This window comes from Paraburkholderia caribensis, from assembly GCF_002902945.1.
Lineage (GTDB): Bacteria > Pseudomonadota > Gammaproteobacteria > Burkholderiales > Burkholderiaceae > Paraburkholderia > Paraburkholderia caribensis.
The window spans coordinates 2,314,497-2,336,730 of sequence record NZ_CP026102.1 but is presented as its reverse complement, the minus strand read 5'-3'; the positions used below and the strand labels follow the sequence as shown (position 1 = coordinate 2,336,730).

The 22,234-nt window shown below is 61.6% G+C and carries 20 protein-coding genes; 12 read left to right on the top strand and 8 right to left on the bottom strand.

The genetic code is table 11. The annotated features are described in order from the left end of the window. Nucleotides 1-209: 209 nt before the first annotated feature. The 5 genes from C2L66_RS27080 to C2L66_RS27060 all read right to left on the bottom strand — a co-directional run bounded on the left by C2L66_RS27080 (nt 210) and on the right by C2L66_RS27060 (nt 2,171). Nucleotides 210-446, bottom strand: a complete 237-nt coding sequence (locus C2L66_RS27080) for a hypothetical protein (RefSeq protein WP_060605297.1) — start codon at nt 444-446, stop codon at nt 210-212. 92 nt (nt 447-538) lie between these two features. After that, the gene (locus C2L66_RS27075) at nt 539-763 is read right to left on the bottom strand and encodes a hypothetical protein (protein ID WP_054933628.1); all 225 of its coding nucleotides are present in this window, start codon (nt 761-763) and stop codon (nt 539-541) included. 48 nt (nt 764-811) lie between these two features. Next, nucleotides 812-1,039, bottom strand: a complete 228-nt coding sequence (locus C2L66_RS27070; protein ID WP_054933629.1) for a hypothetical protein — start codon at nt 1,037-1,039, stop codon at nt 812-814. Between the two features lie 46 nt (nt 1,040-1,085). Beyond that, on the bottom strand, nt 1,086-1,310 hold the full coding sequence (locus C2L66_RS27065) for a hypothetical protein (RefSeq protein ID WP_062917094.1): 225 nt from the start codon (nt 1,308-1,310) through the stop codon (nt 1,086-1,088). A gap of 636 nt (nt 1,311-1,946) precedes the next feature. Beyond that, the gene (locus C2L66_RS27060) at nt 1,947-2,171 is read right to left on the bottom strand and encodes a hypothetical protein (protein ID WP_054933630.1); all 225 of its coding nucleotides are present in this window, start codon (nt 2,169-2,171) and stop codon (nt 1,947-1,949) included. Nucleotides 2,172-2,824: 653 nt separating this feature from the next. On the opposite strand from C2L66_RS27060, the gene C2L66_RS27055 reads away from it, so the two are divergent. Further along, nucleotides 2,825-4,960 carry a serine/threonine protein kinase gene (locus C2L66_RS27055; protein WP_060605302.1) on the top strand — a complete coding sequence of 712 codons (2,136 nt, stop codon included), beginning with the start codon at nt 2,825-2,827 and terminating at the stop codon, nt 4,958-4,960. A 40-nt stretch (nt 4,961-5,000) separates the two neighbouring features. On the opposite strand, the gene C2L66_RS27050 is transcribed toward C2L66_RS27055, so the two are convergent. Then, nucleotides 5,001-6,881, bottom strand: coding sequence for an SUMF1/EgtB/PvdO family nonheme iron enzyme (locus C2L66_RS27050; protein ID WP_060605305.1), 1,881 nt, complete (start codon nt 6,879-6,881; stop codon nt 5,001-5,003). Nucleotides 6,882-7,131: 250 nt separating this feature from the next. Here C2L66_RS27050 and C2L66_RS27045 point away from each other — a divergent pair, with 250 nt between their 5' ends. The 9 genes from C2L66_RS27045 to C2L66_RS27005 all read left to right on the top strand — a co-directional run bounded on the left by C2L66_RS27045 (nt 7,132) and on the right by C2L66_RS27005 (nt 19,787). Then, nucleotides 7,132-7,557: a DUF4399 domain-containing protein gene (locus tag C2L66_RS27045; RefSeq protein WP_007733396.1), complete on the top strand. Its 426-nt coding sequence runs from the start codon at nt 7,132-7,134 to the stop codon at nt 7,555-7,557. A gap of 68 nt (nt 7,558-7,625) precedes the next feature. Then, complete coding sequence (locus C2L66_RS27040) at nt 7,626-8,063, top strand: DUF4399 domain-containing protein (RefSeq protein WP_054933634.1); 438 nt, start codon at nt 7,626-7,628, stop codon at nt 8,061-8,063. A 293-nt stretch (nt 8,064-8,356) separates the two neighbouring features. Next, on the top strand, nt 8,357-8,620 hold the full coding sequence (locus C2L66_RS27035; RefSeq protein WP_054933635.1) for a hypothetical protein: 264 nt from the start codon (nt 8,357-8,359) through the stop codon (nt 8,618-8,620). Between the two features lie 263 nt (nt 8,621-8,883). Continuing rightward, on the top strand, nt 8,884-10,314 hold the full coding sequence (locus tag C2L66_RS27030) for an efflux transporter outer membrane subunit (RefSeq protein WP_054933636.1): 1,431 nt from the start codon (nt 8,884-8,886) through the stop codon (nt 10,312-10,314). A 274-nt stretch (nt 10,315-10,588) separates the two neighbouring features. Beyond that, on the top strand, nt 10,589-13,153 hold the full coding sequence (locus C2L66_RS27025) for an FHA domain-containing protein (RefSeq protein WP_060605308.1): 2,565 nt from the start codon (nt 10,589-10,591) through the stop codon (nt 13,151-13,153). Continuing rightward, complete coding sequence (locus tag C2L66_RS27020; RefSeq protein ID WP_054933651.1) at nt 13,131-14,504, top strand: HlyD family efflux transporter periplasmic adaptor subunit; 1,374 nt, start codon at nt 13,131-13,133, stop codon at nt 14,502-14,504. Before C2L66_RS27025 ends, C2L66_RS27020 begins: the two co-directional genes overlap by 23 nt. Nucleotides 14,505-14,595: 91 nt before the next feature. Next, entirely contained in the window at nt 14,596-15,348 is a 753-nt protein-coding gene (locus tag C2L66_RS27015) for a peptidylprolyl isomerase (protein ID WP_054933638.1), read from the top strand. Nucleotides 15,349-15,381: 33 nt separating this feature from the next. Then, nucleotides 15,382-18,438 (top strand): peptidase domain-containing ABC transporter, encoded by a 3,057-nt coding sequence (locus C2L66_RS27010; protein ID WP_060605310.1) that lies wholly within the window; start codon nt 15,382-15,384, stop codon nt 18,436-18,438. Next, nucleotides 18,435-19,787, top strand: coding sequence for a sigma-54 interaction domain-containing protein (locus C2L66_RS27005; protein WP_054933640.1), 1,353 nt, complete (start codon nt 18,435-18,437; stop codon nt 19,785-19,787). Before C2L66_RS27010 ends, C2L66_RS27005 begins: the two co-directional genes overlap by 4 nt. 21 nt (nt 19,788-19,808) lie before the next feature. Here C2L66_RS27005 and C2L66_RS27000 read toward each other — a convergent pair whose 3' ends face one another. Continuing rightward, nucleotides 19,809-20,579, bottom strand: a complete 771-nt coding sequence (locus C2L66_RS27000) for a PP2C family protein-serine/threonine phosphatase (protein ID WP_060605313.1) — start codon at nt 20,577-20,579, stop codon at nt 19,809-19,811. A gap of 5 nt (nt 20,580-20,584) precedes the next feature. After that, nucleotides 20,585-20,869: a hypothetical protein gene (locus C2L66_RS26995; protein WP_035997411.1), complete on the bottom strand. Its 285-nt coding sequence runs from the start codon at nt 20,867-20,869 to the stop codon at nt 20,585-20,587. 451 nt (nt 20,870-21,320) lie between these two features. Between C2L66_RS26995 and C2L66_RS26990 the strand changes: the two genes are divergently transcribed. Both C2L66_RS26990 and C2L66_RS26985 read left to right on the top strand, forming a co-directional pair. Beyond that, nucleotides 21,321-21,851, top strand: a complete 531-nt coding sequence (locus tag C2L66_RS26990; RefSeq protein WP_054933642.1) for a lecithin retinol acyltransferase family protein — start codon at nt 21,321-21,323, stop codon at nt 21,849-21,851. A 79-nt stretch (nt 21,852-21,930) separates the two neighbouring features. Continuing rightward, nucleotides 21,931-22,173 carry a hypothetical protein gene (locus tag C2L66_RS26985; protein WP_036001582.1) on the top strand — a complete coding sequence of 81 codons (243 nt, stop codon included), beginning with the start codon at nt 21,931-21,933 and terminating at the stop codon, nt 22,171-22,173. Nucleotides 22,174-22,234: the final 61 nt, after the last annotated feature.

Sequence of the window (22,234 nt, the reverse complement as noted above, 5' to 3'; positions counted from 1 at the left end):
ATGGCGTGGACGTACCTGCAGACCGGGGCGCGGTTGAGCAGGTTGATTCCAAGCCATGATCGGGTCGCGACCAGCGCTACAGAAATAAAAAGGCCCGCCAGGGGATCGGACTGGCGGACCTGAAGCCGGCAAGGAACAAGACCTGACGGCGCTTCTCGTAATGCTACCCCGTACTGTTTGAAGGGCTCTTTCGAACCCGCCAACGTTTTTTATTGCAGCAGTCCCTTGAGAAACTGCATTCCGCCGAAATTCTGCAGCGTCGGAATATTGATGTTCATGTCGGTCTGGATGACGGGCGCCACGACGATAGCCGGGCTGGCAAAACCACCGCCGAACGCTGCGTTCACGTTGCCGAAATTGTAGTTGCTGCCGCCGCGCACTGCCGACAGTGCGTCGCTGGACAGTGCCTGATGATGCGAAAGATCCGTGATCGTCAGCGAGGCCATGGTCAAGCTCCTGATATGGCGTGTTGCGGGACGGGAGAGGGCGCTCGGCCTGCGCAGTGCGAAGACGCGGCGCGACTCTCCCGTGTGTTGCCTTACTTGACCAGCTGCAGTCCGCCGAAGTTCTGGATCGTCGGGATGATGACCTTCGTGTCGGTCTGCGTGACGGGCGCCACCACGATGGACGGGCTGGCGAAGCCGCCGCCGAATGCGGCATTCGTGTTGTAGGCGTTGTAGTTGCTGCCGCCGCGCACCGAGGCGAGTGCTTCGATGGAGAGGTCTTCGTTATGCGAGAGGTCTTTGATGGTCAGCGAGGTCATGATGAATCTCCTGGATTGGATGCGGTAAGAGGATGACGGGTTTGCGATTTACAGCAGCACGCCTTGCAGGCCGCCGAAGTTCTGGATGGTCGGGATGACGACCTTCGTGTCCGTCTGCGTGACGGGCGCCACTACCACGCCGGGGCTGGCGAAGCCGCCGCCGAATGCGGCGTTCACGTTGCCGACGTTGTAGTTGCTGCCGCCGCGCACGGAGGCGAGTGCTTCGACGGAGAGAGCTTCGTGATGCGAGAGGTCTTTGATGGTCAGCGATGCCATGATGAATCTCCTGAATGGGGTGTGATAAAGGGGCGATGTTTGCGAGTTACAGCACAGCCTGCAGGCCGCCGAAGTTCTGGATCGTCGGGATGACGACCTTCGTGTCGGTCTGCGTGACGGGCGCCACCACGATGGCCGGGCTGGCGAAGCCGCCACCGAACGCGGCGTTCACGTTGCCGACGTTGTAGTTGCTGCCGCCGCGCACGGAGGCGAGTGCTTCGACGGAGAGTGATTCGTTATGCGAAAGGTCTTTGATGGTCAGCGATGCCATGGTCGATCTCCTTGGATCAGTTGTTTCGGTTGGAAGAGCACGATTTGTTTGCGCTCGCTGCTACATATGCACAGGGTGTGCCAGTGGGGCCAAGGACGCTGGAATCACACGCTAACCGTATGAAATCAAAGGTGATTCTTCCGTGAGTACTTTTGAAAAGCGGGCTTTCGGGCGATTAGCCGGGAAATAGAGGTCTGTTCTCAGCAAACAGATCATCGCGAAGCTGTCGGCTTTAACCGAACAGCACGCGATTCGGCTTTCTCCATGAGTACTTTTGAGCGGCACACCCCTGTACGGCGAGCCCTGAGCGCACCGCTGCTGAACCCGAGATGGTTTGCGTCAATGTGCGTTCATCGAATGGGATGTGCTTTTGAGGCACATTGCACGTTGTGCCCTGAAGAGCACCGTCTCGCTTGGGAGTAACTGGCGACGCACACGCGTATACGACCGGTTGACCATCGACCGGACGCAGAACCCTTAGCAAAGGCCTACCGTAAAGCGCGGAAAGTTGGCGGAATAAAACAGAAGGCTAGAAGTCGGCAGGCAAACAGACGCGCGCGCAAACACGTGCCGCAAGCCGTCCGCGTGCAGCACGTCACGAGAAGGAAGGGACTGGCAATACCTCGAGGGCGAGCGCTATTTGCGCAACAGACTCTGCGGCGGTATGCGTTCGTCGACGGGCTGGCGAGCAGCCGTCGGGAATCCCACGGGATAATCGACGACGCGCGTCGCCGCTGGCAGCGCCTGCGCGGTGACGCCGAAGAAACGCCCTCCTGTTCGCGCTCCGCCTACGATGGCGGTCATCGCTGCGCGATCGAGCTGCACGCTTTCCGGGAGATCCTTGATGACGAGCTTGGACATGGCTGTTCCAGAAGAAATGTCGCGTGACGCTGTCGTGTTGGGAATGTACTTCGGTCGATGACGGCACGCGTATGTCTCGAACAACCAGTATAGGTAATTCACGCCCGATGCGGTGTGCGCTGCCGAGCATTGCGGACACTGCGACGCGCAGGCAGTTCATCTCCGGTAGAGTCCAAACGAGCGCCTCGTTCCTGTCGGCCGCATTGCCTAAGTTGAGGCCTTTGTTTACAAGCTGCCGGGCATCGACCGTCTTGCTGTTGTCGAAGTCGGGCTTGCTGCTGCCGAAATACGGCGCGACGACTCGCGAACAGGGCATTTCGAATCAGCTTCGAGCATCTTGTCCGCTCGGGCCGGATCCTGCATGGGCTGTGCCAGTCGAACAGGCGCAGCGGAAAAAAACGCCGGGGCTTTACACATAAGGCTGCGCGCCAAATGCGCCGAACGGTGGGGCTGAACAGGGGGCCGAACGGCTTACCGAACGGCGAGTCATTGTTCAGACCGAACAAAGCGGCCAGGAGCAACACGGCACCCGCCGTCGCGGGCCAATCCTGGTTTGCGAAAGGCATAGGTGCGGGCTACTATCGAACGAGCACATGTAATTGGTTACGACAGGGAAATCCTTAGACCATCGGGAGCTGCGGCGCTTTGAACACATGGCTAGCCTTGCGCACGTGATTCGGGACTTTCAGAGCGGCGCACTCACGCAGGACGCGTTCGTCGCTCAACTCGACAGCACGCTCACAACGGAAGGCGTCGGTTCGGCTCGTCTGCTCGAAATACTCGGCGAAGCGCACGTCAGGAAGCCGCTGCCTCCTGCCCTTTACGCGGAAGTGCGCCGCCGCATCGAACAGATGCCCGTATCGAACCTTGCCGCGGCGGGCGGCGAGGAAACGCGCATGCAAACGGTGGCCGAGCCGCCGCCCACGCCGCAACCCGCGCGTGGCGGCGACGCAGGTGCATCCGGTTCCGGACTCGATCAGGTCAAGGGTACGGGCGACACGCTGAACAACCGCTTCGTGCTCGAAGACTGTCTGGGCGTCGGCGGCATGGGCACGGTCTACAAGGCGCTCGATCTGCGCAAGCTCGAAGCGTCGGACCGCAAGCCGTATCTCGCCATCAAGGTGCTGAACACGCAGTTCCGCGGCAACCCGAAGTCGCTGATTGCGTTGCAGCGTGAAGCGCGCAAGGCACAGGTCCTCGCGCACCGCAATATCGTCACCGTCTACGATTTCGACCGCGATGGCGCCATCGTCTATCTGACGATGGAATACCTGTCCGGCAAGCCGCTCAGCCAGATCCTGCGCACGCAGGATTTCAAGGGCATGCCGGTGCAATCGGCGTTGCCGATCGTACGCGGCATGTCGAGCGCGCTGGCCTACGCGCACGAGCGCGGCTTCGTGCATTGCGACTTCAAGCCCGCCAACGTGTTTCTGACCGATACGGGTGAAGTGAAGGTGATCGACTTCGGCATCGCGCGCGTCTTTCAGCGCCCCGAAGAAGAAAGCGACGCCACCGTGTTCGATCCCGGCAGCCTCGGCGCGCTGACGCCCGCCTATGCCAGCCCCGAGATGCTCGAGCATCTCGAACCCGATCCGCGCGACGACATCTACGCACTAGGCTGCATCACGTACGAGCTTTTGACGGGCCGTCATCCGTTCGACCGTCAGTCGGCGACGCAGGCGCGCGCGTCGAACCGGCAACCGCAGCGGCCCGAGAATCTGAGCAACCGTCAATGGCGCGCATTACGTGCGACGCTCGCCTTCGACCGCAAGTCGCGCACGCCGACGGTGTCGCGCTTCGTCGAAGAGTTCGGCGCGCAGGAGCGGCCGTCGGCTTCGAATTCGTCAGGGCGGAATGTCGATCGCACCGGCATGCTGGTGAAGTCGGGCGTTGCGGGACTCGCGCTCGCTTGCGCGGCAGGCGGCGCGCTGTACTTCTATCGCGCTTCGCGGACTCTGGAGCAGGAGAATGCGGCGCTACAGGTGAGCCAGGCGTCCGATGCAGGCAGCGCGCGCCCTTCCGCGAGCGCGACTTTGCCCGTTCAGCCCATCACGCCTGTCACCCCATCCGTGCCCGCCGCTGCATCCGCGCCGTCAGCGCCCGTCACAGCCGCCCCGCCGACGCTCGCGGCCGTCACCTCGGCACTCGCGACATTGCCATGCTCGGCGCTTGCCGCTTCGATTCAGGAACGCGCGGTAAAGGTGCGCGGATTCGTGCCGCAACATGGCGAGGCGCAGGTCAACGAGCGTCTTGCGGCATTGCCCGGGGTGGCGTCGACCAAAGTCGACGTGCAGCACGTGAGCAGCGACAAATGCGAGGTGCTGAAGGAACTCGGCTCGTACTGGACGCGCAACTGGCAGGCGGGGCATATCGCGTCGCTGACGGCGCGCATGCCGAACGGCGTGCTGACGGAGGGCGATCCTCTCGTCGTCGACGTGCGTACGCCGGGCTACGACTCGTATGTGAACATCGACTACTACGTGCTGGACGGCAGCGTCGTGCACATGGTGCCGGGGCCGCGCGCGAAAGATAACCAGGCACCCGCGCATTACTCGGCGACCATCGGCAGCGGCGGGGACTGGATTGTCTCGAAGCCGTTCGGTCAGGAACTGGTTGTCCTGCTGATCACGCCGGCGCCGCTCTTCGATGCGCCGCGGCCCGAGAGCGAGTCGCGCGCGGACTATCTGCGCGCGCTCGATACGAGGCTCAAGCAGCTTGCCGCCAAATACGGGCAAGACCATATCGTCGCGGACTTCGCGCAGATCACGAGCAAGGCACGCGCGCGTTGAGGGCGGGTGTTAGCGGTCGTGCGCTTTGCGGCATCTCAGGTCACTTGAGTTCCTTCACCACGCGAAAGCCGTCTTGCGACTGGCGTACGCTCTGGCTGTACTTGAAGCGCGTCGAGCTGAGCATGTAGTCGTTGCCTTCCCGCCATGAGCCGCCGCGAATCACGCGCATGTTGCAGGCGGGCGCGTCCCACGCGCGGCCGTCGTTGGGCGCGCCCTGGTACGAGTTATGCCAGCAGTCGCTGACCCATTCCCAGACGCTGCCGTTCATGTCGTGCAAGCCGTTCGGGTTCGCCGCGAAGGTTCCGACGGCCTCGGGCGCTTCCTTGTGATACGGATCGCCACAGTCCTTGCAGTTCGCCATGCCTTTGCGCATCTGCTCGCCCCACCAGTATTTGGTCGTGGTGCCCGCGCGGACGGCATATTCCCATTCGGCTTCCGTAGGCAGCCGATACGCTTTGCCCGTGACTTTGCTCAGCCACTTCACGTATGCCTGCGCATCGTCCCAACTCAGATCGCGCGCGGGCGCATTCTTCACCGAATTATTTTCGGGCGATAGCTTCGGGCATCCGTTGACGTCCGCGCATGCGTTCCATTGCTCGACCGTCACCTCGTATTTGCCGATCGCAAACGGCGCTGCAATGGTCACGTGATGCGGCGGTTTTTCGGAGGGGTCGGCATTGCTGCCCATCATGAACGAGCCTGCGGGCAGTGAGACCATCGCGGGACAGGCCGCGCAGTCCTTGCTCTCGCCGCCGGCGGTCGGGGCACGTGCGGGCGCGGGGGCAGGGGCGGCGGCTTTCGGCGCAGGTGCCGGTGTCGGTGCGGGTGCCGGTGCCGGTTGTGGCGCAGGCGCTGCAGCAGCGGCCGGGCGCGACGGCGCTGCTGGCGGCGCTGTTTGCCCGGAAGCCTTGAGCCTGTCGATCCTGGCCTTCGCGAGCGCCGCAAAGCGGCCGTTCGGATACGCCTTTAAATACGCCTCGTAATCGCTCGCGTAGTTGCTGTCCTTGATCGATTCCCAGAACGTCAGCTCGTATTGCTCGTTGCTGTCCTTCGGCAGAATGCCACGGCTATTCAATGCGACGACTGCGTTCGGCTCCTCATCCCTATGCTCAGACACATGATGCGAAGCGAAAAGCCGTACCGGCTCCGTCATCGACGACGAACGCCACGGTCTTTGCGCGCCATGCGTCTCTTCAGCGACTTGTCGTGCGACACGATCGAACATCGAGTCGACGGGCGCGTCGGGCGCGCGGTGCATCTCGCGCAGCCATGCACCCGTGAAAATGCCGTGACGGGTGCCGTCGGCGGCTTGCGCGCCTTGCGTCGTCGCGTAGGCAATCAATGTTTGCGGAGGCAACGGCATCGCGAGGCGGGCCGCTTCGAACGGTTGCGTCAGGCATGCGTCCAGCACGACGAGATTGAGCGCGTTCTTGCGCGGCGCCGCGAGCGTGTCGAGCACATTCGACAGATCGATGCTCGTCGTCATCAAGGAAGCAGGCGCACGCGGATCGGCACCGGCGGAAGCGAGCAACGTGGTGCGTCCCGCCTGCAGACCGTGGCCTGCGAAATAGAACAGCGCCGTGCCGCCAGGCCGCAGGCGGCGGCCGAATTCGGCAAGCGCATCGCGCATTTGCGGCGCGGTTACATCGGTGCGCAGGACGACATCGAAGCCTTGCGCACGCAACAACCCGGCGACGCTTTGCGCATCGCGCGCGGCATTGGGAAGCGAGCCGGCCGGATAGCTGGCGTTGCCGATTACGAGCGCGACCTTGCGATCAGCCGCTTGCGCCGCGAGCGCAAAGCGACTATTCGCGGCGGCTTGAGAAGTGACATCGCTCGCGCCGCGCGGCATCGGTCGAGCGTCGCCTTCTCGCATCTGGAATACCCCGATCATGCATACCAGCAGGAGTTTTCGCCACATATTCAGATCCTGGTTGTTCTGGACGTTCTCGATAGAACCTCGCCATCGGACGAACCGGCTCGAGCAGGACAGTCGCTGCCCGCCATGCCGCCCGATGCCCGCGTAACGTATTTACCTGGACCACCTTCACAAACGATAGCACGCAGTTAGAACGTCAGAAGGTTAACGAGCATGGCGTTTCTTTTTAACAAGTTACGTCCTAAGCTAAAACGGAAGCAAGCAGCACTGACCCTCCCTGGGAGAATGCGCAATGCAAAGAAGAATAAGGCTCGCGGCTATCGGCGCGCTCTTTCTGGCTTCCGCGCAGGTGTTCGCTGGACCGACGCCTGCCCCGCCTGGCGCCGAGGTCTACATTATCTGGCCGGCGGACGGCACCGTGATCACAGGCGGCAAGCTCTGGGTGCGAATGGGCTTGCGCAACATGGGTGTCTGCCCTAAGGGCGTCAATGTTCCGAACACGGGGCATCACCATCTGCTGATCGACACGGATCTGCCGTCGATGGATCAGGAAATTCCCTCTGACCGGAATCACCTGCATTTTGGCGCAGGCGAAACGGATGCGCGCATCGAGCTGCCGCCCGGCAAGCACACGCTGCAATTGCTGCTCGGCGACTACAACCATGTGCCGCATAATCCGCCCGTCTATTCGAAGAAGATCACCATCATCGTGAAGTGAGCACGCGCGAGCGTTGCGCCGGCGCAAGGGCGCACCAGACGCACGACGCAAGACGGAGAGCATCAGCCATGATCAGGATCGTTGTTGCCGCTGCGGCACTCGCCGCCCTCACCGCCCTCGCTTCGATGAACGTCGCATTCGCCGGGCCGACGCCTGCGCCCAAGGATGCCTACGCGTACATCGGCTATCCGAACGACGGACAGGTCGTGCCCGCCAACAAGCCGTTCCGCGTCTGGTTCGGCTTGCGCTATATGGGCGTCGCGCCCAAAGGCGTGAAGTACCCGAACACGGGCCATCACCATCTGCTGATCGACACCGACCTGCCGCCGGCGGATCAGGAGATTCCTTCCGACCGCCAGCATCTGCATTTCGGCGCGGGCGAAACGGAAACGATGGTCACCTTGCCGCCCGGCAAGCACACGCTTCAGTTGCTGATGGGCGACGAAAATCACATTCCGCACAATCCGCCCGTCTATTCGAAAAAGATCACGGTGATCGCGAAGTGAGCGAACGGGCGTACTCGATGTTCCATGCCTGTTCTGTCTTTTTCGAACCAACAGTTTCCAGTCGAATGTTGGCCGTTCAGCGGCACCATGAGACGCGATCGCCGCGCCTCGAATTCGTCTGCGCTACATCGCTCTGATACATAGCCCAATGGCAGCAAGGCTTTGCAGGTTTTTCGCGGCGCTGGCAGTGCAATTGGCACGGCCTATGCGTTGTCAGGTCCGAGCAGACAAGATGCTTGAACCCAACCCGAAAGACCCTGGCAAAGCTTCGCTTGCCTCTTAGGAGAACTGTCATGAGCGCACTGATGATCAAAGACCTGTCCGTTGCCCAGGAACTCGACGGAAAGACCATGAAGGCTGTTCGCGGCGGCTTTGTTGCCGATCCGCATTTTCCTGACTTCAATTTCGACTTCAGCAAGAAGATCGGCGATGTGCAGCAAATGATCCAGCAGCAATTGAACATCAGCAATGTGAGCGGCGGCAACGCGCTCGCCTCGGGCCTGACCACGACGATCACGCCGACGATGCTGGCCAACAACAGCGTCTCCGTGCGCTAAGCAAACGGCGATGCCCGCGGAGGTCTGGACCGGCCTCCGCGGATTCCGGGGAAATCCCGAAGCCGGCTGAGAAGTTTGCTTCACCGTGCATCGTCAAAAAGATTCAGAAGCCATTCGTCCTGTCCACACGACCGCCGCGCGACCGCACGCACTCCACGCCGAACGAAATCCGCCGACATCGATAGAGATGCCGCGCTGGACGTGCTTTACTTTAAAGGCGCGCTCTGCACGTGCAGGTCACCCGGGAATGATCGGAGAATATCGTGTCTGCGTTGCCTGATTCGTTCGTCGCCGTCGCTCGCGCCATCTCTGCCGCTGCTGTTTGCACCGCCATGCTGGCCGGTTGCGTCGACGTACACATGGCCGATTACAAGCGCCCCGATACGCCTGCCAAGGCCTCGTGGTCCGACAAGACGGGCTCGCTCGTTTCACCTGCCGACACCATCGTGCCCGACTGGTGGAAGGGCTTCCAGGACCCGTATCTGAATACGCTGATCGCGAAAGCGATCGAAGGCAACTTCGACATCAAGGTGCTCGCCGCGCGTATCGACGTAGCGGGCGCGCAGATCGGCGAAGCGAAGGCGGGTGCATTGCCGACGGCCGATCTCGGCGCAGGCGCGAATTTCCAGAAGACCACGGGGCAACCGTTCACACGGCAGTACAACGTAGCCGCCCAGGTGAACTGGGACATCGACATCTGGGGCAAGGTAGAGAAGGGCGTGCAGGCGCAAAAGGCCGAGTTCCATGCGACGGAAGCCGACTGGCGCGCGGGTTATCTGGAACTGGTGTCGAACGTGGCAACCACGTATTTCCAGATTCTCCAGTTCGACGACCAGATCGACGCGCAACAAAAAATGGTCGAGGAGAACAAGAAGATTCTCTCGATCCTGGACGGCATGAGCCGTAACGGCCTGGTGCCGAAGACGCAGGTGATGCGTCAACAGGCGGAGGTCAATCGTCTAACCAAGGATCTGCTCGATCTGCGCCGCTCGCGGAACATTGCGAACAACGCGCTGTGCACGCTGATCGGCGTGCCCGCCGGTGAATTCGCCGTGCCCGTTGGCCATTTGCAGCAGCGCGTGCAACAGCCGCCCGTGCCGGGCGGGCTGCCTTCGCAACTGCTGTCGCGCCGGCCCGATATCGTCGCATCGGAATTGCGCGTGCTCGAAGCGTATAACCTGGTCGGCGAAGCCAAACTGGCGCAATTGCCCACCATCAGCCTGACGGGCCATGGCGGCACCGCGAGCTTTGCACTGTCCGATCTGCTGAAGTCGTTCACGTTCGGCTTCATGCCGAGCATCAATATTCCGCTGCTCGATCCCGGCGTGCGGGCGCACGTCAAGACCACCGAGGCGCAAACCACCGTCGCCGAACAGCAGTACCGGCAAACCGTGATGGGCGCATTCGAGGAAGTGGAAAACGCCCTCGTCAATCTCGACTCGCACAAGAAGCAGCGCGTCGAATTGCAACAGGAAGTGGAGCGGCTGAGCGTCGTCAACGCGCAAATTCAGTCGCAGTTGCGCGAGGGCATGATTTCGCAGCTGGATGTGTTTGAAACGGAGCGCACGCTGCTCCAGGCGCAACTCGATCTGCTGACGAATCACCAGCAAATACTGTCGGACACGGTACTGCTTTACAAGGCGCTGGGCGGCGGCTGGCCGGCCGTCGATGTGCAGACACAAGTAAAGCAATGAGGTCGGGCAATGAAGCGGCAGTGCCGCGCGCGTAACGCGAGCGTGACGCACGCGAACAGAGGAAAAGCTGGCACGGTTCTTAAAACGATGTCTGTGAAAACCGTTGCCTGAATATAGACCGCATTAGCCGTACCCATAATTGACTAACACCATGCGTGACTTAAAATTCCTGATTAGCCGCTCATATGGTCAGCATGACGGTTGCGTCGACTGTGTCCTGATCGCCGCGTCTGTCGAACGCTCCGTTCGTATCCACGCTTAGTGATGCAAAGAGATGAATCCCGGCGAAGCTCCGATTGCTGAGATGCGGGCGGCTCTGGACAAGGAGTTCGATGTCCTGCTGCTGCCCGTCTCGCATCCTTCTCTCGGCCCCATTCGCATCGTCGACGATCTGTTTGCGATTGGCCGCAGCGAGGCGCCGTTTGCCGACTATCCGCGCGACCGGGTCATCAAACTTTCGCGGCGTCATGCGCGCATCTTTAGCGAGCATGGTGCGGTGTATGTGGCGGATCTCGACAGCAAGAACGGCACGACGGTCAACGGCGTCGCCGTGCGGATGACGCCGTCGCGCGTGCGGGCGGGAGACGAAGTGTGCTTCGGCGGTGATCTGACGTATCGCGTCGCGATCGAGCCGCGTCCGTTCAGCTCGGCTTCCGCACGCGGCGTGCAGCATCTGACGGTTACGCTCAAGCCCGAGCGTACGGATCTGGGGCTCGAACCCATCGACCTCATTGCATTTCCGTTTCTCGTCAGCAAGACGGACGAACTGTTCTCGCGCTACAAGGATCGCTATCCGCATCAGGTCAATTACATTTCCCGGCGCCACGCTCATATCTTCATGAAGGGCGGCGAACCGTGGATCGAAGATCTCGGCAGCACGAACGGCACGTTTCTCAATCACAAGCGTCTCGGCGAATCGGCTGTGGCGTTGCAAGACGGCGATACCGTTGGATTCGGCGGCGATCATTTCGTCTATCAGGTAGCGCTGCAAAAGTCGTTCGAAATCGAGCCTACCGTGACTCAAATGGTGCCGCCCGCCGCCGAACTGGGCGTTCCCGCAGCGCCTGTGCCCGCTGCGCCCGTGGCTGCTGCGCCCGTGGCGGCGATGCCCGTGGAAGATCCCGACAAGACCACCTTTGTCGGCGCGGCCCATTCGTTTCTCGACATCTTCTGCGTCGATCGCGCATTGCAGCGCGAAGACGAGGTGAATGAAAATGCACCGCCCTTGACACCGGACGAAGGGACGGAAGCCCAACCACGCCGTCCGCGCCGCCGCTGGCAACTGTTGATGCGCGAACTGACGCGCACCTTCGCGGCAGGCGACCGCACGACGATGCGGCGTATCGGCTGGGGCGGGCTCGCGGTGCTGGTGGTCGTGACGGGACTGGCCGTCACGCTGTACATGCGCGGCGCGGCGGAACGCGATATCAAGAGCCTGCTCGCGGCGGGAGAATACGAAGCGGCGGCGGATGTTGCCACGTCGTCGCTACAGCGCCACCCCGCGAGCGACGCAATCCGCGCGCTGGCCAGCGAAGCGCTGATGAAAGCGCGTGTGCCCGGCTGGCTTTCGGCTTTGCAGGGGAAACAGTTCGATCGTGCCGCCGCATTGATCGAAGGCATGCGCACGACGAGCCATAACAATCCCGATGCGCTCGCGTTGATCGATCAGTTGAATTGGGTTGGAGACCTGGAACGTTTTGTCGTCGGACGCGGTGGCCCGGATGCGCCGATTCGCATCTATAGCGACGAGGACCGTATCGGTAATCTGCTCAAGCGTTGGGAGGACGATGCAAAGGGACATCAGCGGATTCTGGACCGCATTGCGTCGTACGTGCCTGAATTCACCGAGCCGTATGCGCAGGCGATGAGCCATCTGCGCAAGCTTCAAAGCGACGACTCCGTGTACCTCGCGGCAATCGACCGGCTCAACTCGACCATCGCGACGGAGCTGGGGCGCGACAAGCCCGATGCGCTGCCCGCCGTGCTGGACGATTACGCACAACGCTATCCACGGCTCGCCGGGCTGGATGCGCTGCGTAGCGACTTGCGCCAGTACACGGACATCTTCAAGGAAATGACGGCACGGCGCCTCGTTCCCCTGCTCGCATTGATGAAAAAGGCGCGCTTCAACACGCCGCCGTTCAGGTCGCAATATGCGCAATTGAGTACGAGCCGCTTGCCTTCGGCGGACGTCGTGACCAGACACGACGCGGCGAGCGCCGCATGGCAAAGCGGTGATAGCCAGCAGGCGCTGGCCGGCTTGCAGGCAATTCCCGCTGGCCCCTGGTCCGATGTGATCGCAGCCGAGTTCGCACACAAGAAGGCGTTGCTCGACCAGTTCGCCGATTTGCAGAAAAGCCGTAGTGCGGGGGATCGCGACGACAAACTGCTGTCGTTTTACGCCAGTCTCGATCCCGTCGAAGACGTGTACTTCGTGCGGTCCGTTCAGGGCGACGTCAATGCACTGCGCGACAAGGCGCTGGCGCGCGCGCAAGATCAGATCGATCGCGCCCAGGGATTGTGGCGTCAGTATCGAGCGAATGGTTCGATCGGCGGCACACAGCGTCTGGAATCCGGCATCTCCGGCGGCTTCCGCAGTCAGGCGCTGCTGCTGTCGGGCGCGAATACGGCGGCGCAACAGGGCATGCGCGTGTATACGCAACTGAAGGCGCCGCATCCGGCAGGCTCGGATCAGTTGCTCGAAGACATCGAAGCGGAAACGCAATTGCAGCGCCGCTCGCTGCAGGAATTGCGGATGGTGCTCGAACCCGGCTTGCTGAAATCGAAGCTTGCGTTGATTGGAGGCAGTGACGAAAGTGAAGCGCGACAATCACCCTAAGCCGCTTTATGAGGCGCTCGAAGATCACAGCGCCGAAGGCGTTGCGATTCTCACGGCGGAACCCGTGCGCATCGCGCAGGCGCTCGTGCTGACCATGGTCGCGCTGGTTGTCGCCGGGCTGATGTGGTCGTTCTTCGGGCGCGCTGACGTGATCGTCACGGCGCAAGGCACGCTCGCGCCGGAATCGGATGTGCGGCGCATTTATGCGCCGATCGACGGCGAACTCACTGATCTCTATATCGCCGAAGGACAACCCGTATCGAAGGGTGATGTGCTCGCGCGGCTCAATGCGCGCGGCGCCATCGAAGCGGCGACCAATGCGCTGCAGGCACAACTGAAGCTCGACGACGCCGAGCGCGAATGGAAAGAGTTTCCGCAGAAGAAGGAATTGATGGAGCGCAAGGCGACTGCGCTCAAGGATCAGATCGAAGTGGAAGAGCGCCTGCACGAGAACCGCATTTCGGAAGGTACGACCAAGCTTGCGGAAGGCCAGAAAGCGCAACTCGAAGAAGCGCGCAGCACGCTCGACAATGCGCGCCGCGCGCGCGACGCGGCGCGTCAGGAAGCGGACAAGTACGCGCGCCTGTTCGCGCAGCCCGGCGGCGGGGGCGTCGCCGAACTGCAGGTCGAGGCGAAGCGCAACACCGCTCTGGAGGCGGAAAACGCGTACCGCGTCGCGCAATCGCGGCTCGCCGAACTCGATTTCAAACTGAGTCACGAATACGCGGAGGCCAACGCGCAGCTCGAAACGAGCGGCCAGCAGTCGACGAAGCTGCAGCTCGAATACGACGATCTGATCCGCGACATCACCAGCACCGAAGAGAAACTGCGCCTGCAATTGCAGACGGCGCGCCTCGTCGCGGACGCGGCCGCGCGCATCCGCTTCGAAAACATCGACAAGGACAACTTTCTGCTGATACTCGCGCCGGCTTCGGGCGTGATTACCGACGTGACGTCGACGCAAACGGGCGACAAGATCCAGGCGAATGCGCCGCTCGGCGGTATCGCGCCGAAGGACGCGCGCCCGGTGCTGAAGATCGAGATTGCCGAGCGCGACCGCGCGTTCCTGCACGAAGGCATGACCGTCAAGATGAAATTCAATGCGTTTCCGTATCAGCGGTATGGGCTCATCAACGGCACGCTCGCGTACATCTCGCCGGCAACCAAGCCATCGGCGCAGGACAAGCAGCCTGTCTATGAAGGCCGCGTCCAGCTCGACAGGAATTATTACCAGATCGCGGAAAACCGCTATCCGCTGCGCTACGGCATGACGGCGAGCGCCGAAATCGTCGTGCGCGAGCGGCGGCTGATCGATCTTGGGCTCGACCCGTTCAGGCAACTGGCCGGATAGCTTCAAAAGCACTCATTGCAACGCAAGCGTAGCCGAAAGTACAACCGCCAGCCGCCCGTTCGTTCGGGCCGTCACTAGAGGAGCGGACGAGATGACCGCGATCGTACGAATCGATGATGAAGTCGTGGATGTCGGCGAATTCATACGTCTACTGAAACTCACGGGCCAGTTCGAAAGCCTGATCGAGCAGATGGTGCGCGACAAGCTGACCGTGCACGCCGCGAAGAAGCACGGCGTGACCGTGAGCGCCGACGAGATACAGGAGCGCGCCGACCAGTTCCGGCGCGTGCGCGGGCTGCATCGCGCGGCGGACATGAACCAGTATCTCGACACGCTGAGAGTCGGTCTCGACGAGTTCGAGACGTTCATCACCGACAGCCTGTATCAGGAAAAGATGCTCGACAAGGTGGGTAGCGAAGCCGAGATCGAAGAGTACTTTTCGATGAATTCGCCGAAGTTCGATGCCATCGAGGTCAGCCACATTCTGCTCGACGACGAAGGCAAGGCGAAGGAAATGATCTCGTACCTGCGCGACGATCCTGACGCGTTCGCGGAAATGGCGCGCGAGCATTCGATTGCCGATACGAAAGACTCGGGCGGCGTGATCGGAAAAGTACTGCGCGGGTCCCTGAAGCCCGATATCGAGGCGAAGATTTTCAACGCAGCAGTGGGCGATCTGCTTGGACCGTTTGCCTCGCTGGACCGCTCGTGCTTCGAGATCTTTGCGGTGACGGCGAAGTATCCGGCTCAACTCGACGAGGACGTCGCGTCGGAAATCAAGCGGCTGTTGCGAGAGCAATGGCTGATGACGCGCGCGCAGGAACACATTATCGAAGCGCTCTGATCGACGCGCGCTGCTGCCGGGGAACCACGCATCATGGATGCACCGCAAACTACGCCTTCCATCGCCGATTTCCTCTCGACGGTCGAGATCCTGTCGCCGTTTACGCGCGAAGAACTCGAACGCCTCGCGGAGCACGTGCAGTCGCGCTTCTATTCGTTTGGCGAAACGGTGTGCAACGCGGGCGATCCCGCCGATGGGCTCTGTGTGATCAAGTCCGGCTCGGTGCGTATCTTCACCGAAGAGCACGGCAAAGAGATCAGCATGGGCGTGCGCAAAGCGGGCGAAGTATTCGCCGACATTGCGATGCTGCGCGCGTATTCGCATGAGTCTTCGGTGCGCTCATCGGGAAAGACCGAGCTGCTGTTCATTCCGCGCGCCGCCATGGAGCCGATCGTCGCCGGCAATCAGGCGGCGCTGGCGTTCGTCGCGAGCTACGTGGCAATCAACTCGGCGGGCGGCTTCGTCGCGCAGTTATTCGATTTGCGCGGCAAGCTGAACAAGCAGGAACTCGAGGAATACGTGCGCAGCGTCGGTGTCAAAAAAGTCAGCGCGGGCAAGGAGATTCTCAAGCAGGACGCGCGCGACGACCGCCGGCTGTATGTCGTGCGGCAGGGCGAGGTGCGGATCGTGCGCAACGAGGACGGCACCGACTATACGCTCGCCACATTGCGCGAAGGCGAAATCTTCGGCGAGAAGGCTTGCCTGATGCGACAGGAGCAGACGGCATCGGCCATTGCGACGACGGACACGCGGCTGCTCGTGATTCCCGAGCGCACGGTGCATTTCATTCTGGAGCGCAATCCGAAGCTGCGCGAAGTGCTCGACGAGCGCATCAAATACGCCGATCGCGAACTGGACCGGCAAAAGCGCATCGAGCAGCGCCGCAAGCGGCCTCTGCGGCTCGACCTGCATACGAAGCCCGAACTCGGCGAGCGCGTGATACGGCGCTTCGGACTTGTCGAGCAGGCGGAGGAAATGGATTGCGGCGCCGCATGTCTTGCGATGATCTGCAAGCACTACGGTATTCCGATGACGCTCGGCAAGCTGCGCGAACTGGCCAACGTCACGACGCAGGGCGCGACGCTCGACAGCCTGGCGCGCGCGGGCGAATCGCTCGGCTTCACGGCGCGCGGCGTGCAGTGCACGTTCGACTCGCTGCGCGGTTTCGACCTGCCGTTCATCGTGCACTGGGAAGGCTATCACTACATCATCGTGTACGGCGTGTCGAAAAGTCATGTCTGGCTCGCCGATCCCGCGCTGGGATTCCGCAAGCTGAGTCTCGAAGACTTCGAGCGCGGCTGGAGCGGCACGTGTCTGCTGTTCTCGGCGGGGCCGAATCTCGTGCAGCTGTCCGCGTCGCGCTCGCCGTGGCTGCGCTTCGTCGGCTATCTGACGCCGTATAAAAAGATTCTCATGTACCTGTTCCTCGCGACCTTCGTGATCCAGGTACTGGGCGTGATTCCGCCATTGATCATTCAGAACATCCTCGACGGCGTGATCGTGCATCAGAACGTCAGCCTGCTACATCTGCTGATACTCGGCCTGATCATTTCGAATGTGTTCTCACAGCTGATGTCGATGGTGCGCGCGTACCTGTCGAACTTCATGGTGCGCAACATGGACTTCGCGATGATGTCGCAGTTCTTCAGGCACACCATGTCGCTGCCGTTCTCGTTCTTTGCCAAGCGCAAGACGGGCGACATTTTTGCGCGCTTCCAGGAGAACCAGACGATCCGCGCGTTCCTCACCGAATCGACGGTGACGACGGCGTTGAATCTGCTGATGGTATTCATCTACTTCGCGATCATGTTCTTCTATAACGCGAAGATGACATTCGTACTGATCGCGTTCGTCATTCCGATCATGGCGCTCACGCTGATCGCCACGCCGAAGATCAAGAACTACGCACGCGAAACATTTTCGGCCGGGACGGATTCGAAATCGTTCCTGATGGAGGCGTTGTCGGGTGTCGAAACGGTGAAGGGCATGGGCATCGAACGGCCCGTGCGCTTGCGCTGGGAAAAGAAATACGCAAAGGCCCTCGAGGTCCAATACCGCGCTCACGCGTTCAACATCGTGATCGGCTTTATCAGCCAGTTGCTGAATGCCGCGACGACGATTGCGATTCTCTGGGTCGGCGCGAATCTCGTGCTCGCCCGCGAAATGACGATCGGCCAGCTGATCGCGTTCAACGCGTTCATGGGCAGCGTGCTGACGCCGTTGATGGGGCTGGTGGGCTTGTGGAGCATGCTCAACGACGCGGGCGTCGCAATGGAACGTTTGGGCGACGTGCTCGATATCGAGCCGGAGCAGAAGCCAGAAGACCTGCCGTCGCGCGTGATGCTGCCCGACCTGCAAGGCGAGATCAGCCTGAACGGCGTGTACTTCCGCTATGGCGAGGAAGAGAGCGCCTACGTGCTGGAGAACATCAGCTTCGACATCAAACCGGGCGAACTGGTGGCGATCGTCGGGCGCAGTGGTTCGGGCAAGACCACGCTCGCGAAGCTGCTGGTTGGCTTTTACACGCCGAGCGACGGCAAGATGATGGTCGACGGTTACGACATGAACGTGATCGACAAGGCGTTCTTCCGTGCGCAGATCGGTTATGTGATGCAAACGAACCTGCTGTTTTCCGGCACGATCGCGGAGAACATCGCGAGCGGCGACGACACGCCGGACCGCCGCCGCATCGAGGAGGTGGCGAGGATGGCCGACGCTCACGCGTTCATCGCCAAGCTGCCGCTCGGCTACGAACAGGTGGTCGGCGAGCGCGGCATTGGTTTGTCGGGCGGCCAGATTCAGCGGCTGTGCATTGCACGCGCGCTGTATCACGATCCGCGTCTTCTGGTATTCGACGAGGCGACGTCGGCACTCGATACGCAATCGGAGAGCAATATCCTCGGCAACATGCAGGAAATCCTCAAGGGACGCACGGCCGTCATCATCGCGCACCGGCTGAGCACGATCATGCGCGCCGACAAGATTCTCGTGCTCTATGAAGGCGCGATCGTCGAGCAGGGGCGTCACGAGGAACTGGTCAACCGGAAGGGCATGTACTACCAGCTCGTCCAGAAACAGTTGAGCGCCTGATGAAAATACTCGACCAGCAGCCTGACGAAACCGGCTCCGCCATCTCTTACGCAGGGTTGATCGAGAAGATCGAAATCCTGCGCTCGACGCTGCGCTGGTCGTCGCGGCTCGAACGCTCGGATATCGAAAAGCTCCTGAAACAGGCGAGTTCGTTGCGTGACGAAGTGATGCAAATGTCGCACAAGGAGCGCTTCGTGCAGGCGGCCGTGGTCGAGCCGATGCGCGGCGACCTGTCGCGCGGCGCGCGGCGGCAGGCGTTGCTCGCGCGCAGCTTTATTTTCGAAGGCACGTTCGGCGATAACCCGAAACTGCTGGAATCGCTCGAAATCGCCGAGAAAGCGGCGCCGACCGATCTCCCCGTTCTGATCGACGGCGAAAGCGGCACGGGCAAGGAACTGATGGCGAAGGTCATTCATGCGAACGGCAGCCGCTCGGACAAGCCGTTTATCTCCGTGAATTGCGGCGCGATTCCCGACAACCTGCTGGAGTCGGAACTGTTCGGCCACAGAAAAGGCGCATTCACGGGCGCGACCAACGACCGTAAAGGCAAATTCGAAAGCGCGCATACGGGGACGATCTTTCTCGATGAAATCGGCGAATTGCCTTTGACGGGGCAGGTGAAACTGCTGCGCGTGCTGGAAGCGCATGAAATACAGCGCGTGGGATCGGACGAGCCGATCGGCGTCGATACGCGCATTGTCGCCGCCACCAATCGCAATCTGCGCAAGCTGAGCGAACAGGGCACGTTCCGCGAAGATCTCTTTTACCGGCTGAGCGTGATTCACGTGACCTTGCCGCCGCTGCGCGAAAGGCGCGATGAAATTCCGCTTCTGATCCAGTACTTCGGCGACGAGGCGGCGGGCGCGCTCAAGCGCCGTCCTGTGAGAATCACCCCTAAATTGCGGGACTTTCTGCTGACCTATGCATATCCGGGCAATATCCGCGAATTGCGCAACGTGATGTACCGCATCTCGTGCCTCGCGGGCGACATCGCGGATGTGGATCATTTGCCGGTGGATATGCGGCCCACGGCACCCGTTACGTCGTCGATATTCGGCACGGCGGGCGAGGCCGCGAACGGCACGGCGAGCGTGACCAATCTGTTGTCGTTGAGCGATGCGAAGCGCGCCGCCAGCGACGAAGCGGAAAAAGCTTTCTTGCAGCGCGGCTTGCAGGAAGTGGGCGGCACGGTCGCCGAACTGGCGCGCCGCGTCGACATGAACCGCTCCCATCTTCAGATGTTGCTGAAGAAGCACGGACTGCATTCGAAGGACTTTCGCCGCGCGCATGCACAGGCCAATGCGCGCAAGGACGACACGGAAGAGGACGACGAAGCCGAGCTGCATTGAAGCAACGGCTGGCAAAGCGGATCAGGGCGACGGGTTCAACAAGGTTTTGTCCGACGCTTGCGGATCTTCCGCCTGCACGACGACAGCCGTGATGTTGTCGCGGCCGCCGCGCGAGAGTGCGATATCGACGAGTTCATCGGGCGCGTGCAGACAATCGACGCTCGCGAGCGTCTGCTGGATTTCCTCGTTGGTCAATTCGTTGCTGAGGCCGTCGCTGCACAGCAGGAACACGTCGCCGTCCGCGACTTCGATTGCGTCTTCGTCGAGCTCCAGATGATCGGTTGCGCCGACGGCGCGCGTGATGATGTTGTGCGCAGGATGGTGGCGGGCTTCTTCCTCGGTCAGATGACCGGACTGCCGCAGCGCTTCCACCTGGCTGTGATCGCGCGTCAGCTGCCGCAATTGCCCCTGGCGCAGCAGATAGATGCGGCTGTCGCCTGCCCATAGATAGCCGCAGAAGCGGTCGCACGCGAGCAGCACGACGACGGTCGTGCCGATGCGCTGCACCTGCCTGCGGCTTGCTTCGTCGCGCAACTGACGGTTCGCATCCTGCAGACGCGTGCGCGCTTCGGCGATGCAATGCTTGATACCCGCCTGTTCCGGCAACTGGCCGAGCGTTTCCACCACGAGTTGGCTCGCGAGATCGCCGACGTCGTGCCCGCCCATGCCGTCAGCCACCGCCCAGCGGCCGCGCTGCGGTTGATCGAGGCAGGCGTCCTCATTGATCTCGCGTACCCGGCCCGTGTCGGTGCGCGCCGCCGACGCCCACCGGAATTGACTGGTACAGGTCACGGTATCTAAGCCAGGTTCGTACTGCGTGCGTCAGGCGATACGTTGATGTTCGAGTTGTTGCCCGTGTTGTTCACTTCAACATTCTGGAACTGATTGATCATCTGGTTAGCATAGAAGTTGTTCGTGACGTCGTACAGGTTGACGACGGGTCCAACGCTCGGCGTTTCGTGCACATACGGTGTGATCCAGCCGAATACCCACGGCGCACCGCCGCCGCCGCTGATCGCGGCCATCGCCTTGCGATCGAGAGCGAGGTTGTGCGAAAGGTCGCTGATGGTGATGGAAGCCATGGTGTGTCTCCAGAATGGCCGCCCGTCGCGCGGCGCGAAGTCAAAGGAAGTTGCGCTATGACGTGCAAGGGCCGTGCCAATGTGGGGCCTGCCTGTGCGCGCTCGCGTGGCTCCTTGCTGGACGTGGGATAGAGCGGGCACATACGCGCGCGCGCCGCGCGCGAGTCCTTTGGGACGTTGGCCGTCGTCCAACAGCGCGCCGCCGCGAAAGATGGGGGAACCAACACATTTTCGCCGCGCGATGCACAGGCGCGCGGAGCGAAAAGTGGTGGTGGTCGCACAACACAACCGCCTGAAATTCTGTTGGGTGTGTCCCTACACAGGCCCCCTGCAACGTGCCTTGTCTGTGTGAAATATTGCGGTAAATCAATGGCTTAGATAGCCTGGTCCGGATGATGCAAAAGAGCCAGCAACAGTGTTGGCCTTTTGAACCGGATACCTGAGCAAAGCCATGAACCGCAACCTCCAACAATCTCGCAATGAACAAGGTGCAAACCGCGCGGCTGCTTACGCATCGGCTGATGTGGTGCTCGACGGTTCCAGCGACGAACCCGCCCTCGGTGCCCACCTGATCACCCAACGCCGCGGCTACGAACATCACGGCATTTACGTCGGTGGCGGCAAGGTCATTCACTACGCAGGTTTCGCAAAGTCCGCGCATCGCGGTCCCGTCGAAGAAGTGGCGCTCGAAGCCTTCGCCGATGGTCACGCCGTTGCCGTGCGCCCGCATCCGTTCCCGAAGTACACCGCCGAACAAACCGTGCTGCGCGCCCGCTCGCGCCTCGGCGAAAACCACTATCGCCTGCTGACGAACAACTGCGAGCACTTCTGCGCGTGGTGTCTGCTCGGCGAAAGCCGCAGCGAACAGGTCCATGCATGTCTCACGCATCCGCGCGCGGGCATGCATGCGCTGCTGTGCCTCGCCAGTGCTTTTGTCGGCAACCGGATGAAAATCGGCCGCGCCGTTGTTAACGCAGCATGAGCGTCGCAATTGAACAGCGACATTGAAGTTCGAAACGTTTAATGCCGTAAAAGCAGTCAGCAAAGCGAAGGAGACCACCATGAGCCCGACCGGAAAAACACTGCACTGGGCCGTCGACAAATGGCTCGCACCGACTCCCGCGATGCCCGCGCGCGTGGTGCGCTTCTGCCGTACGCAGATGCATCGCCGCTGCGTGTGCGTCGAGGCGGTGCGCCCCAACGGGTTGCTGTCGATTTTCTTTTTCCGTCACGACGACGGTTCGTGGAATGTGTTTCCGCCCGCCGAAACACGGCCGGCGATGTCTGCGTGGAGGACTGCGTGATGAAAAACGGCAACCCGGCGTCGAGCGCCCGCGGCGCGCGTATCGAGCGGCTCGCGCTGTG